The sequence below is a fragment of the Pantoea sp. EKM10T genome (assembly GCF_011800685.1).
Classification (GTDB): domain Bacteria; phylum Pseudomonadota; class Gammaproteobacteria; order Enterobacterales; family Enterobacteriaceae; genus Pantoea; species Pantoea agglomerans.
Map to the genome: position 1 here is coordinate 453681 of NZ_JAALEU010000001.1, position 14517 is coordinate 468197.

At 54.7% G+C, this 14517-nt stretch carries 10 protein-coding genes and 1 other RNA gene; 4 read left to right on the forward strand and 7 right to left on the reverse strand.

What is annotated here, in order from left to right; translation table 11 throughout:
- Positions 1–8: 8 nt before the first annotated feature.
- The 5 genes from sufS to sufA are packed head-to-tail and all read right to left on the reverse strand — an operon-like array spanning position 9 to position 5151.
- Positions 9–1232 carry a cysteine desulfurase SufS gene (gene sufS / locus HFD95_RS02140; RefSeq protein WP_167429832.1) on the reverse strand — a complete coding sequence of 408 codons (1224 nt, stop codon included), beginning with the start codon at positions 1230–1232 and terminating at the stop codon, positions 9–11.
- On the reverse strand, positions 1232–2512 hold the full coding sequence (gene sufD, locus HFD95_RS02145; RefSeq protein WP_052271702.1) for a Fe-S cluster assembly protein SufD: 1281 nt from the start codon (positions 2510–2512) through the stop codon (positions 1232–1234). The genes sufS and sufD overlap by 1 nt, the downstream gene beginning before the upstream one ends.
- Positions 2487–3233, reverse strand: coding sequence for a Fe-S cluster assembly ATPase SufC (gene sufC / locus HFD95_RS02150; RefSeq protein ID WP_010245631.1), 747 nt, complete (start codon positions 3231–3233; stop codon positions 2487–2489). The genes sufD and sufC overlap by 26 nt, the downstream gene beginning before the upstream one ends.
- A gap of 42 nt (positions 3234–3275) precedes the next feature.
- Complete coding sequence (gene sufB, locus HFD95_RS02155; protein WP_010245634.1) at positions 3276–4769, reverse strand: Fe-S cluster assembly protein SufB; 1494 nt, start codon at positions 4767–4769, stop codon at positions 3276–3278.
- Between the two features lie 7 nt (positions 4770–4776).
- Positions 4777–5151 (reverse strand): Fe-S cluster assembly scaffold SufA, encoded by a 375-nt coding sequence (sufA, locus tag HFD95_RS02160; RefSeq protein WP_010245637.1) that lies wholly within the window; start codon positions 5149–5151, stop codon positions 4777–4779.
- 388 nt (positions 5152–5539) lie between these two features.
- Between sufA and HFD95_RS02165 the strand changes: the two genes are divergently transcribed.
- Positions 5540–5944, forward strand: coding sequence for a hypothetical protein (locus HFD95_RS02165; RefSeq protein WP_010670035.1), 405 nt, complete (start codon positions 5540–5542; stop codon positions 5942–5944).
- A 33-nt stretch (positions 5945–5977) separates the two neighbouring features.
- On the opposite strand, the gene HFD95_RS02170 is transcribed toward HFD95_RS02165, so the two are convergent.
- Positions 5978–9031 (reverse strand): FAD-binding and (Fe-S)-binding domain-containing protein, encoded by a 3054-nt coding sequence (locus HFD95_RS02170; RefSeq protein ID WP_167429777.1) that lies wholly within the window; start codon positions 9029–9031, stop codon positions 5978–5980.
- Positions 9032–9236: 205 nt separating this feature from the next.
- Between HFD95_RS02170 and ydiK the strand changes: the two genes are divergently transcribed.
- Positions 9237–10355 carry an AI-2E family transporter YdiK gene (gene ydiK / locus HFD95_RS02175; protein WP_010670033.1) on the forward strand — a complete coding sequence of 373 codons (1119 nt, stop codon included), beginning with the start codon at positions 9237–9239 and terminating at the stop codon, positions 10353–10355.
- A gap of 292 nt (positions 10356–10647) precedes the next feature.
- An RNA gene (rprA, locus tag HFD95_RS02180) (antisense sRNA RprA) lies at positions 10648–10755 on the forward strand.
- Positions 10756–10824: 69 nt separating this feature from the next.
- On the opposite strand, the gene ppsA is transcribed toward rprA, so the two are convergent.
- The gene (gene ppsA / locus HFD95_RS02185; protein WP_010245649.1) at positions 10825–13209 is read right to left on the reverse strand and encodes a phosphoenolpyruvate synthase; all 2385 of its coding nucleotides are present in this window, start codon (positions 13207–13209) and stop codon (positions 10825–10827) included.
- Between the two features lie 437 nt (positions 13210–13646).
- On the opposite strand from ppsA, the gene HFD95_RS02190 reads away from it, so the two are divergent.
- Complete coding sequence (locus HFD95_RS02190; RefSeq protein ID WP_010245652.1) at positions 13647–14474, forward strand: pyruvate, water dikinase regulatory protein; 828 nt, start codon at positions 13647–13649, stop codon at positions 14472–14474.
- Positions 14475–14517: the final 43 nt, after the last annotated feature.

Here is a 14517-nt window from a genome sequence, read left to right on the forward strand (position 1 = left end):
AAAACTGTTCAGCCGCCCAGCAGACGATGAATGCGCGTTAAACCGGCAGCCAGACGATCTACTTCCTCTTCACTGTTGTAGAACGTGAAGGAGGCACGGCACATCGCCGGTACATTGTAATGCTGCATCAGCGGCATCGCGCAGTGATGTCCGGTGCGGATGGCAATGCCATATTGATCCAGGAAGCTGCCGACATCGTAGGCGTGGTGTTTACCGAGATTGAAGGCGATAACGCCAGCTCGTGACTGCGGACCGTAGATCTGGATATCCGGAACGGTGCCCAGTTTATCGAGCGCATAGTTCATCAGTGCCGTCTCGCGCTGATGAATCGTATCCAGTCCCAGCGCCTGCACATAGGCCATCGCCGCACCAAAGCCGATAATACCGCCGGTATTCGGCGTACCCGCTTCAAAGCGCCACGGCGCACTGTTCCAGGTGGTGCCGGTAGGCAGCATGACGCGCTCAATCATTGAACCGCCCCCTTCCCATGGTGGCATCTCATCCAGCAGCGCTTTGCGGCCGTAGAGAATACCCACGCCGTTCGGTCCATAGAGTTTATGGCTGGAGAAGGCGTAGAAGTCGCAGCCGATATCCTGCACATCAACCTTGTCATGCATCACCGCCTGGGCACCATCCACCAGCGTGATGACGCCAGCCGCTTTTGCCTGAGCAACGATCGCTTTAACCGGGTTAACCGTGCCGAGCACATTTGAAACATGCGTCACCGCCAGCAACCGCGTACGGCTGTCGATCAGCCCCACCAGTTGCTCCAGCGCCAGCTCACCGTTGTCATTTAATGGCAGGACGCGCACTTCTGCGCCGGTGCGCTGGGCCAGCATCTGCCATGGAACGATATTGGCGTGATGCTCCATCTCAGTAATGATCAGGTTATCGCCAGGCTGGAGGTTACTGCTGCCCCAGGTGTTCGCCACCAGATTGATGCCTTCGGTGGTGCCTTTGACGAAGACAATCTCTTCCTGTGACTGCGCATTGATAAAACGGGCAGCCTGATCGCGCACGTTCTCCATGTCGCTGGTCGCCTGCTGGCTCAGCGTATGGATACCACGATGCACGGCCGCATAGCCGTGCTGATAGAAATGACTCTCGGCGTTAATTACCGAGAGTGGACGCTGTGCGCTGGCCGCACTGTCAAGATAGGCCAGCGGATGACCGTTGACCTCACGCTTCAGGATAGGAAAATCAGCCCTGACGCGTTCGAGATCGAAGTTCATCATATGTCGCCTCCGGGAAAACGTTGCGCGATACGCTGCAGCACGGCCTGACGCATCACCTCATTTTCCAGTGTTTCGGTCAGTTCTGCGGCAAACGCATGAATAATCATGGTCTGTGCAGCATCCTGCTCAATACCGCGCGAACGCAGGTAGAACATCTGCTCATCATCAATACGACCGATGGTGGCACCGTGGCTGCACTTGACGTCATCCGCATAAATTTCCAGCTGCGGTTTGGTATCGACTTCTGAGAGCTTGCCCAGCAACAGGTTGTTGTTGGTCATCTGCCCGTCGGTCTTCAGCGCATGCTGTGCCACTTTAATGTGGCCGTTAAACACCGCACGGCCTTTGTCGCGCACGATGGTTTTATGCATCTGGCGGCTGACGCAGTGGCCCTTGTTGTGCTCCAGGTAAGTACGGGTATCCGCCACTTCCTGTTTCACCGGCAGCACCAGGCTGTTGATCGCCAGCGTGGTGTTTTCGCCGTTCAGCTGGGTACTGGTGTTGTGACGCGACAGTCCGGCACCCAGCAGGAAGCTGGTGCTGCTGACCTGGCCATCATTGCCAATGACCAGATCGTTATGCGCAAAGTGATAGCTGGCGCTGCTTTCAAAGGCCAGCTTCGTGTGCGTCAGTTTGGCATTGTCGCCTACCGCAAAGGTAAAGCGCGTGCCGGTGAAATGGGCGCGCTCATCCAGTGAAACATAGTGCTCAATCACTTCCGCTTCGGCACTCTCTTCCAGCTGCAGGTGATGACGATAGTGAACCGTGTTCATACCCGTCTGCTGACCGCTGGTGATGTGCAGCAGATAGACCGGACGCGCTGCGGATTTACCGCGTGCCAGACGCAGGGTCGTCACCTCTTCTGCCAGACTTTCTGTCAGATGCAGGAAGACTTCAGGCTGAACCGCAGCAGGCAGCGGACGGCGCTCGGCGGCCACACTGTGCTGAACCTCAAACAGTTCGCAGTCGCGACTGCTGAAGGCTGGCTGGAACTGACCGTCAACATAGACCAGACGGATCGCATCCAGCGGCAGCGCCAGTGCATCAACCTGTTCAGCGCTCAGGGTCTGCGGCGCGTCAGGCAGTACAAACTGCTGTGACAGTAAGGTGTCCAGCGGCGTATACTTCCAGTTTTCGTGCTTGCGGGTTGGCAGGCCAACGCGCATCAGTTGCTGCCAGTGCTGCTGTGCCTGCAGAGAACGCACGTCGCCACGCGACTCAAACAGGTGATGCCACTGTTGCAGCGCAGAATCACTCTTCGTCGGTAAGCCAGCCATAACCTTGCTCCTCCAGCTGTTTCACCAGCGAGAAGTCGCCAGATTTCACGATTTTGCCCTGATACAGAACATGAACGAAGTCTGGCTTGATGTAATCCAGAATACGCTGGTAGTGGGTCACGATGATAAAGGCACGCTTCTCGTCGCGCAGGCTGTTTACGCCATTCGCCACGATTTTCAGCGCATCGATATCCAGGCCTGAGTCGGTCTCATCCAGGATGCAGAGTTCTGGCTCCAGTGCCGCCATCTGCAGGATGTCGTTACGCTTCTTCTCACCGCCGGAGAAGCCAACGTTGACTGAGCGGGTCAGCAGATCTGCCGGCATCTTCAGCAGCTCAATTTTCTCTTCAATGAAGTCCTGGAAATCGAAGCGATCCAGCTCTTCCTGCTGACGATATTTGCGTACCGCATTGACCGAGGTCTGCAAAAAGAACTGGTTGCTGACGCCCGGAATTTCTACCGGATACTGGAATGCCATAAAGATGCCTTCACCGGCGCGCTCTTCAGGGGCCAGTTCCAGCAGATCTTTACCTTTGAAGCTGACCGAACCGCCGGTTACTTCATAATCTTCACGGCCTGCCAGCGTCGCTGACAGGGTGCTTTTACCTGAGCCGTTCGGGCCCATGATGGCATGCACTTCGCCGGGTTTAATTTCGAGATTCAGGCCACGCAGAATGGCTTTATCTTCAACACTGACCTGCAAATCTTTAATGCTTAACATACTTATTCCTTCACATTGCTTCCGGCAACGCGTGTGACGGCATCAGCCCACACTGTGCTCAAGGCTGATGGCTAACAATTTCTGGGCTTCCACAGCAAATTCCAGTGGCAACTCCGAGAATACGTCTTTACAGAAGCCGTTCACGATCATCGAGATGGCGTCTTCTTCACTGATACCGCGTTGCAGACAGTAGAACATCTGATCTTCGCCGATACGTGATGTCGTGGCTTCATGCTCAAGCTGAGCGGTATTGTTGCGGGTCTCCACATACGGGAAAGTATGTGCGCCGCAATCAGGACCGATCAGCATCGAGTCACACTGCGTAAAGTTACGGGCATTGGTCGCGGTTGGCATGATTTTCACCAGCCCGCGATAGGTGTTCTGACTTTTACCGGCCGAAATCCCTTTGGAGATGATGGTCGATTTGGTGTTTTTACCAATGTGGATCATCTTGGTGCCGGTATCGGCCTGCTGACGACCGCTGGTCAGTGCCACTGAGTAGAATTCACCCACTGAATAGTCCCCGCGCAGAATGCAGCTTGGGTATTTCCAGGTGATAGCAGAGCCGGTTTCAGACTGTGTCCAGGACATCTTGCTGTGGTCACCTTCACACAGCGCGCGCTTGGTCACGAAGTTCAGGATACCCCCCTCACCTTCGCCGCCTGGGAACCAGTTCTGAACCGTCGAATATTTCACTTCGGCATTTTTGTGGATGATGACTTCCACCACGGCCGCGTGCAGCTGATAGGTGTCACGCACTGGCGCTGAACAGCCTTCGATGTAGCTGACGTAGCTGTCTTCATCGGCAATCAGGATGGTGCGTTCGAACTGACCGGTTTTCGCTGCGTTGATGCGGAAATAGGTCGACAACTCCATCGGGCAACGCACCCCTTTCGGGATATAAACGAAGGTGCCGTCAGAGGCGACTGCCGAGTTCAGCGCTGCAAAGAAGTTATCGTTCGCCGGAACAACCGTGCCGAGATACTGCTTCACCAGCTCCGGGTGCTCCTGGATCGCTTCGCCAAAGGAACAGAAGATAATCCCCTGCTCCGCCAGCTTGCCGCGATAGGTGGTCGCCACCGAAACGGAGTCAAAAATGGCGTCAACCGCCACTTCACGGCCTTCACGCACCGGGACACCCAGCTGATTAAAGGCGTTTTCAACTTCCTGTGTCAGATAATCGCTGGCTGGCGCGCTGCCTGAAGCCTGCAGTGCACCGGGTTCTGATGCGCAGCTGTCATCACAGTTGCCGCAGGAAGGCGCGGAGTAGTAGCTGTAATCCTGGTAATCGAGTTTTTCGTAGTGCGCTTTCAGCCAGTGTGGCTCTTCCATTTCAAGCCAGGCACGAAACGCTTTAAGACGAAACTCCAGCATCCACTCTGGCTCGTTACGCTTGGCCGAGATCGCCCGCACCACATCTTCATTGATGCCGTTGGCAAATTCTTCGGTTTGCAGTTGGGTAAAGAAGCCCTCTTTGTAGTTGAGCTTGCCTTCCCAGATTTGTACATCGTCAGATGTTTCGCTGTGTCGTGACATATTTCACTTACTCGACGCCAAAGCTCTCACCGCACCCGCAGGCGTGCTGAGCTTTAGGGTTATTGAATTTAAAAATCTGATTCAGGCCTTCACGAACGTAGTCCAGTTCGGTGCCATCAACGAATGGCATCGCCTGTAGCGGCACAAACAGCGTTGCGCCATGGAATGAGAACTGCAAATCATCCTCGACTGGCTCTTTCACCAGATCCATGACGTAACCAAACCCGGCGCAGCCGGATTGTTTTACGCCGAGCCGCAGACCCTTGACATCGGGGTCCTGAGCCGCCAGATTGAGAATTTGTTGCGCTGCGGTTTCAGTCAGCGTCAGCCCTTTCCAGACAAAATCGTCGGGTGAGAAAGAGTCTGTATTAACGGATGCCATGTTGATACCTCTTGAGTCCGGACCTTTTCAGGCTATCCCCCTATGGTAGTGATCTGACCAATCACTTCAACCTCTTGTTTTGCAGGGATAATCATCTTGTGCGGTTTTATTTGCTTAATTATTAAGCATAGCCTCTTCAGCTCACCTTGTGGTGAGCGCGTCAGCATAAATAAGCCAGTGTTAACCTATTAATAAATCACTCTTTTTTAAATAACCATTTTTGATAAAAATGCTTATTGATAGGTTACGCCTTTCTGCGATGTAAACAGATTGTTATTTCCGATTATACCGACAGGCAGGATAAATCGATAAATTTTTCTGCCCGCCAATTGCAATCACAGCTCAATTGAATATGATAATTATTATCATTCACATTCAGGGTGGCGTTATGACGCTTTCTGTCTCAGCCTGGCTGCAGCACAAAATCGACGAATATCAGTTTGCGGTGCGTGATATCACCGTCGACTTTTATATGGCGCAGGCAAAGCTCGACCGGGCCGACTGCACGATTCATCAGCTACGTCAGTTTAACGATGCCTGTCAGGATATGGCAGAAATCTGCCAGTTGAACGGTGACGACCAGAGTTACCTGCATGCCATGGGTAAACTGCATCACCGACTGGTGCAGGAGATGGGAAACAGCGATCGCGATCGCCTGTTTCGCCTTCAGGCTTATCAACTGGCGCGATTGTCCCTGACCCGCCTCTGCCATCAACTGGCAATGGTCGGGGAGTGGAACCAGGCCACTGCGCTGCAAAGTGACTTCATGCGTCACGCAGGCTGGATATTCTAATCCAGCCAGGGCGTGACGTCGCGCACAATTTTTTTACATTAGCTCTAACAATGCCTGAAGCGGATGACGCATTCCGTTGCCCTCTACACGCTTGACCTGACTGCGGCACGAATAGCCAGTGGCCAGGCAGCGCTGGCGTGGCAGTCGCTGAAGCTGGGGATGCCAGGAGAGCGCGTAGATCCCCAGCGAGTTTTCAAGGTTCTTACTTTCGTGACCGTAGGTGCCAGCCATACCGCAGCAGCCAACATTGATGTTCTCCAGCTTCGCGCCAAAACGGGAGAAGATCGCCTGCCACTGATTCGGTGTGGAGGGCAGCGCGGTCACCTCGGTGCAGTGTGCAAACAGATACCAGGATTCTCCGCCCGTGGCCTGCACGTCACGCTCTGCCAGTGCACGCTCTAACCACTCATGTACCAGCAGGACGTTAAAGTCGCCGCGTGATTCGCCCAGCGTCTGACGATACTCATCGCGATAGCAGAGCACCGTGGCCGGATCGACGCCGACCATGGGCAACCCCAGTTTTGCCACCCGATTCAGGAAATCGGCGGTGCGGGATGCCGTGCGGGCGAAACGGTGCAGGAAACCTTTCACATGTTGCGCTTTGCCATTTGGCGAGAATGGCAGGAGCACGGGCCGGTAGCCCAGTTTCTCAATCAGCCTGACAAAATCGTTAACCAGCTGCGCCTCATAGAAGCTGGTAAAAGGATCCTGCACCACCAGCACACAGTTTGCGCGTTCAGCGGCTGACAGCCCTTCCAGCTGCTCCAGCGTCATGTTCATGGCGGGATGACCACTGAGCTGCTGTTTCAGATTTGGGGCCGAAAGCAGCGGCAGATCGACCATACCGATATGGGTTTTACTTATCTCTTTCAGCCACGGCTGGCGCAGAAAGAAGTTAAACACTTTCGGTGCTTTTGCCATCAGCGGCGCGTAGCCCTCCACTGCAGCCACCAGGTGATCGCTGACCGGACGCAGATAACGGGTGTGGTAGAGCTGTAAGAAGCGCGAGCGGAAAGCGGGCACGTCAATTTTAATCGGACACTGGGTAGAGCAGGCTTTGCAGGCCAGACAGCCCGACATCGCCTCTTTCACCTCGTGCGAGAAGTCATACTCCCCTTTGCTGGCGTGCCAGCTATTGCGGGTACGGGCAATCAGGGTGCGAAGCGACAGCCGATTTTCAGGCAGCTGCTTTTCCAGGGTGAGCGGATCGACGCCCTGCCCGGCCAGCAGCCGCAGCCACTCCCGCGTCAGCGTTGCCCGCCCTTTGGGCGAGTGAATGCGGTTGCGGGTGATCTTCATGGAGGGACACATCGGGCTGCGGGCATCAAAGTTAAAACACAAACCGTTGCCGTTACACTCCATCGCGCCTCGCCATTCATCCCGGACCGTTAACGGGATCTGACGATCATAGGTTCCGCGCTTCACCGCATCGACCTGCATCATTTCATCATTACTGTTGTATGGCGTACAGATCTTGCCCGGGTTCAGGCGATTGAGCGGATCAAAGGCCGCTTTGATGCGGCGCAATTCGTTAAACAGCGTCTCACCGAAGAATGCCGGACTGTACTGGGCTCGAAACCCTTTGCCATGTTCACCCCACAGCAGACCGCCGTAGCGCGCTGTCAGCGCTACGACTTCGTCGGAGATCTGCTTCATCATCATCTCCTGCTGCGGATCGCACATATCCAGCGCCGGACGCACATGCAGTACACCTGCATCAACGTGACCAAACATGCCGTAGCTCAGCCCGTGGCTGTCGAGCAGCGCGCGAAACTCGACGATGTAGTCCGCCAGTTTTTCCGGTGGAACCGCGGTATCTTCCACAAAGGGAATCGGTTTAGCCCGGCCTTTGGCATTTCCCAACAGACCCACCGCTTTTTTACGCATGTTATAGATGCGTTCAATGCCATCCAGGTCGTTACAGAACTGATAGCCAATCACGCCGCCCTGCTGCTGCGCCATCAGTGCGTCAAGGCGGCCACAAAGCTGTTCAATCTGCTGATCGATCAGCGCGGCGTTGTCACCGGCAAACTCAACAATATTCAGACCCAGCATCTCTTTGTCGGGTACATCGGCGATCAATTCGCGCACCGAGTGCCAGACAATGTCTTCGCGCGCCAGGTTCAGCACCTTAGAGTCAACGGTCTCTACGGAGAGCGCCTGCGCTTCCACCATCAAAGGCGCATTGCGCAGGGCGGAGTCAAAGGAGTCATATTTGATATTCACCAGTCGGCGCGCTTTAGGCAGCGGCGTGATATCAAGCCGCGCTTCCGTGACAAAGGCCAGCGTGCCCTCTGCGCCGCACAGCAGGCGCGTCAGGTCAAAGGTTTGCATATCGTCGCTGAAGACATGGCGCAGGTCATATCCGGTCAGGAACCGATTCAGCTTTGGAAACTTTTCCAGAATCAGCGCACGATGCTCGCGGCAGCGCGTCAGCACCTGCTGATAGAGCCGGCCTTCGGGCGTCGCCGTCTGCGCCAGGGTTTCAGCCAGCGCGGTGGCCATTGGACGCGTATCAAGGATATCGCCGCCCAGCAGCACGGCGCGCAGGCCCAGCACATGGTCCGAGGTTTTGCCATAGACCAGTGAGCCCTGGCCGGACGCATCGGTATTAATCATGCCGCCCAGCGTGGCACGGTTACTGGTGGATAACTCCGGCGAGAAGAAAAAGCCGAATGGCTTCAGCCAGGCGTTAAGCTGATCTTTGATCACCCCCGCTTCAACCCGCACCCAGCCCTCATCCGTATTGATCTCCAGGATACGGTTCATGTAGCGCGACATATCCACCACAATCCCCTGATTCAGCGACTGACCGTTGGTACCGGTACCGCCGCCGCGCGGGGTAAATACCAGACTGGCAAAGCGCGCTTCTCCGGCCACGCGGGCGAGCAGCGCAACATCCGCAGTCGAGCGCGGAAAGAGCGCCGCGTCGGGCAGCAATTGATAGATGCTGTTATCGGTGGAGAGTGAGAGACGATCGGCATAGCTGGTTGCCATGTCACCGGTAAAACCCTGCTCTTTCAACGACTCAAGGAACGTCAGCACCAGTTGAACGAGGCCCGGTGCCTGCGAAATCTGTGGGATCATGATTGTCTGACCGAAGGTGTTGTAAACGTTTGCGTTTATAGATTAGCGATTTCTCGTTTTATCATATTTTTCCTGCGCCTGCCCTTTTTTCAGAAAAGGCAAAAACCTTTCTCCGCGACTCTGTTTAAACCTCAGCAAATAGATCATGATAAAAACGGGCATCCGAATGCCTGAAAATGAAGGATTAAGACGAGGTTATGAGTCAATGATGAAAAGCCAGTACCGGGATATGGATTTACCGCAAATACTCTTCACCCTGATGTTCATTCTGCTGCTGATTGTCGCCTGTTTATGGGTCGTGCAGCCGTTTATTCTGGGCTTTGCCTGGGCCAGCATGGTGGTGATTGCCACCTGGCCATTGATGCTGAAATTCCAGCGACTGTTATGGGGACGCCGTTCTCTGGCGGTGATCGTGATGACACTGCTTCTGCTGCTGCTGTTTATTATCCCTATCGCCCTGCTGGTCAGCAGCCTGATTGATAACAGCGCGCCGGTGATTGCCTGGGTCACCCAGGGGCATATGATGCCGCGACTGTTATGGCTCAACGATGTACCGATGGTCGGCAAAAAGCTTTATGTCAGTTATGACACGCTGGTAGCAAGCGGCGGTGCCGGCGTCATGGCAAAAATACAGCCCTATATCGGCCGTACCACCGGCTTTTTTGTCGCGCAGGCCGGTCATTTCGGACGCTTTATGATCCATCTGGGCGTGATGTTACTGTTCAGCGTGCTGCTTTACTGGCGTGGCGAACAGGCTGCCCAGGGCATTCGTCACTTTGCTTTCCGCATGGCGGGACGGCGCGGTGATGCCGCCGTACTGCTGGCGGCGCAGTCCATTCGTGCCGTGGCGCTTGGCGTAGTGGTGACGGCGCTGGTGCAGGGCGTGCTGGGCGGTATCGGTCTGGCGATCTCCGGCATTCCTTACGCCACGCTGTTGACGGTACTGATGATCCTCTGCTGTCTGGTACAGCTCGGCCCGCTACTGGTGCTGGTTCCCGCCATTATCTACCTCTACTGGAGCGGAGATACGACATGGGGAACGGTGCTGCTGGTCTGGAGCTGTGTGGTCGGCACGATGGATAACGTGCTGCGCCCGATGCTGATCCGTATGGGTGCCGATCTGCCAATGATCCTGATTCTTTCTGGTGTTATTGGTGGACTGTTTGCGTTCGGGATGATTGGTCTGTTTATCGGGCCGGTGGTTCTGGCGGTCTCCTACCGTCTGGTTTCCGTCTGGGTTCATGAAGCGCCTGCCCCGGATAGTGACCAACTGGCCGTGGCTGATGCCCTGGCGGATCACGATGATACCCCGCCTGCTGTATGATGAGATGCAATAACCCGCTGCGCCGCTAGCCCCCATAAGCATTGATTAGTGCGGTTAATGATGATTAACCGCACCCCTTCTCTCAGATCAGATAAATTCTGTTTTCCATTAGCGATTTTTAAGAAAAAAGCCACCTTTGGCCTAAAAGTGACCTTTTCGGGCCAAAAAAGATTACTTTCTGCACTGTTTCTTAAGCCAAATGGCGAAGTAAAGGTCACAAAAGATTATTGGCTTTAAACTAATAAGAGGATTCTTAAAGACGACAGCCAGCCGTATGAATAACATGTTTCCTATGTTCGAAATCAACCTGATGATTTTCAGACAATATCATTCCCCTGAGTAGAGTAAAGAATTGCTGTGTGTAGTCTTTGCCCATCCCCTGTGATGGGCTTTTTTTTTGCCTGAATCTGACCAGATATAAACAGAAAAGGCCCGCATAGCGGGCCCTGAAGAGTGCTAACAACCCGTATCAGGCTGTTTTATTTAACTGTGCCAGACTCACCCAGGTCTCCACCACCGTGTCCGGGTTCAGTGACAGACTGTCGATGCCCTCTTCCATCAGCCATGCGGCGAAATCCTGATGGTCTGACGGTCCCTGCCCGCAGATTCCGACATATTTCCCCTTCTGCTTCGCCGCCCTTATCGCCATTGAAAGCAGCATCTTCACGGCTTCGTTACGCTCGTCAAACAGCGCGGAGACGACGCCAGAGTCGCGGTCCAGCCCCAGCGTCAGCTGAGTCATGTCGTTTGAGCCAATAGAGAAGCCATCGAAATGCTCCAGGAACTGATCCGCCAGCAGGGCATTGGACGGGATCTCGCACATCATAATGATCTTCAGCCCGTTCTCGCCGCGCTTCAGTCCCTGACGCCCCAGCTCTTCCACCACAGCCTTCGCCTGCTCAACGGTGCGCACAAACGGAACCATAATCTCGACGTTTGTCAGGCCCATCTCGTTGCGAACACGTTTCACCGCTTCGCACTCCAGTGCAAAGCAGTCCCGGAAGCTGTCAGCGACATAGCGACCCGCACCCCGGAATCCCAGCATCGGGTTTTCCTCTTCCGGCTCGTAGCGTTCTCCACCCACCAGGTTGGCATATTCATTGGTTTTAAAGTCAGAAAGTCGGACAATTACGCGTTTCGGCGCAAAAGCGGCGCCAAGCGTGGCAATTCCTTCAGTCAGGCGAGCGATGTAAAACTCCACCGGATCATCAAATCCTTTCATCATTTTACGGATCTGCTGCTGCAGCTCCGGCGTCTGTTGGTCAAACTCCAGCAGCGCTTTAGGGTGGACGCCGATCATACGGTTAATGATAAATTCCAGCCGCGCCAGACCCACGCCTTCGTTAGGCAGACAGGCGAAATCAAAGGCGCGATCGGGGTTGCCCACGTTCATCATGATCTTCAGCGGCAGTTCAGGCAGTGAATCGACCTGCGAACTGGTGACGTCGAAGTCGAGCAGTTGATCATAAACGTAGCCGGTATCACCTTCGGCACATGAGACCGTGACGTTATGCCCCTCTTTCAGCCGGTCAGTGGCATCGCCACAGCCCACCACTGCCGGAATGCCCAGCTCACGCGCGATGATCGCAGCATGACAGGTCCGTCCGCCGCGGTTAGTTACAATCGCTGACGCCTTTTTCATGATCGGTTCCCAGTCCGGGTCGGTCATGTCGGTCACCAGCACATCGCCTTTTTCTATGCGGTTCATTTCGCTGATATCGTGGATGACCTTCACAACGCCAGCGCCAATACGATGACCGATAGCACGACCTTCCACGACAACGCTGCCCTGCCCCTGCAGCGTATAACGCTCCATTACCTGACCATTTGAACGTACGGTTTCAGGGCGCGCCTGAACAATAAACAGTTTGCCGGTGTGCCCATCTTTGGCCCACTCAATATCCATCGGGCGCTGATAGTGCTGTTCAATCAGCACCGCCTGCTTCGCCAGCGCCTGCACTTCCTCATCGCTCAGGCAGAAACGGTCGCGTTCGGCCTCAGGCACATCTTCGATCCGCACCTGCTCGCCATGCGCCTGGGAATCGGCATAGACCATGCGAACCTTTTTCGAGCCCATATTGCGGCGCACAATCGACGGACGATCGGCTGCCAGGGTTGGCTTGTGCACATAGAACTCATCCGGGTTAACGGCACCCTGCACCACCATTTCCCCCAGCCCCAGTGCGGCGGTGATAAAGACCACCTGATCAAAGCCGGACTCGGTATCAATGGTGAACATCACACCCGAGGCGGCCAGGTCTGAACGCACCATGCGCTGTATTCCCGCAGAGAGCGCAACGCCACGATGGTCATAGCCCTGATGCACGCGGTAGGAGATAGCGCGGTCATTAAACAGCGAGGCGAAGACATGCTTTACCGCCACCATGACGGCGTCGATGCCCTGTACATTCAGGAAGGTTTCCTGCTGGCCGGCAAAAGAGGCATCAGGCATATCTTCTGCGGTTGCAGAGGAGCGTACGGCAAACGACGCGGCATCATCATCAGCAGAAAGCTGCTTATAGGCGTCCAGAATGGCGGACTCCAGCTCGGGCAGGAACGGTGTCTCCACGACCCACTGACGAATCTGCTTACCCGCTTTTGCCAGCGCATCAACGTCATCAATATCGGTCTCATCCAGCAGCGCATAAATGCGCTGATTCAGCCCGCTTTGATCGAGGAACAGGTTAAAGGCGTAGGATGTGGTCGCGAAACCGTTGGGCACGGAAACGCCCAGCGACGACAGATTAGTAATCATTTCACCCAGAGAGGCATTTTTGCCCCCCACCCGGTCAACATCATGCATGCCAAGCTGGTTATACCAGAGCACGAGTGGCTGTTCGCCTTTACTGGACATTGAGCTTATCCTTTATCAATTATCAATGAATGGACACAGGGAGTAATCTGTCTTCAGCCTGGCATATCACCCTCTCAATAACGATCTGTTGAATCGTTAAAGCAGAATTTCAGCCACAGTTTCGGAATTGTGAGCGCATTATTTTGCTGTTGCGCAAAGTCGCCTTTTTTCTCTAAATGATTGATGCCACAGGAAATGGCAGGTTTTCAGCCACTTAAGCATTCTGTTTTGTTGCGCAACAACTGCGTGGCTATTTGCGGCTTAACGACGGATTAAAAAGAATGCTGGCTCAACGAGCCACCCTTTCATTTTTAGTATCATGATGAAACGACAGACAAATAATCCGGACAGACATTCCAGAAATTAAAATCAGAGATGATTTATTTAATCGCATGGCCCATGCTGAATGCTCACTCTTGTCTGAGGCTGATTTCGTTATGACAACTGACAGAAGCGTTTTTTATATCTCCGATGGTACGGCCATTACGGCTGAAGTGCTGGGTCATGCGGTGCTGTCGCAGTTTCCGGTCAATATCACCAGCCTGACGCTGCCGTTTGTGGAAAATGTTCAGCGGGCGCTGGCGGTTAAAGCCCAGATTAACGCGCTCTATCAGCAGAGCGGTGTCCGGCCGCTGGTCTTTTTCTCCATCGTGACGCCGGAAGTGCGCGACATCATCGTACAGAGTGACGGCTTTTGTCAGGATATCGTCCAGGCGCTGGTCGCCCCGCTTCAGCAGGAGCTGGGTTTATCGCCCGCGCCGGTGGCACACCGTACCCATGGACTGGATGCCAGTAACCTGGGTAAATATGACGCACGTATCGCGGCCATCGATTACACCCTGGCGCATGATGACGGCATCTCGCTGCGCGGGCTGGAAGATGCGCAGGTGATTCTGTTAGGCGTCTCGCGCTGTGGCAAAACACCCACCAGCCTCTATCTGGCAATGCAGTTTGGTATTCGCGCCGCCAACTATCCATTCATTGCCGACGATATGGATAACCTTAAACTCCCGCCCGCGCTGCGCGCGCATCAGAATAAACTGTTCGGGCTGACCATCGACCCGGAACGGCTGGCTGCGATACGTCAGGAGCGGGCGGAAAATACCCGTTACGCCTCGATGCGTCAGTGCCGGCTGGAGGTGGGCGAAGTGGAAGCGCTGTTTCGCACTCATCAGATCCGCTATCTCAACAGCACCAACTACTCCGTGGAGGAGATTGCGACCAAAATTCTCGACATTATGGGCCTGACTCGCCGCATGTACTGATGGGTAACCGGCGCTGAACTGTAAAGCGGCGCTGCCGTCGCTT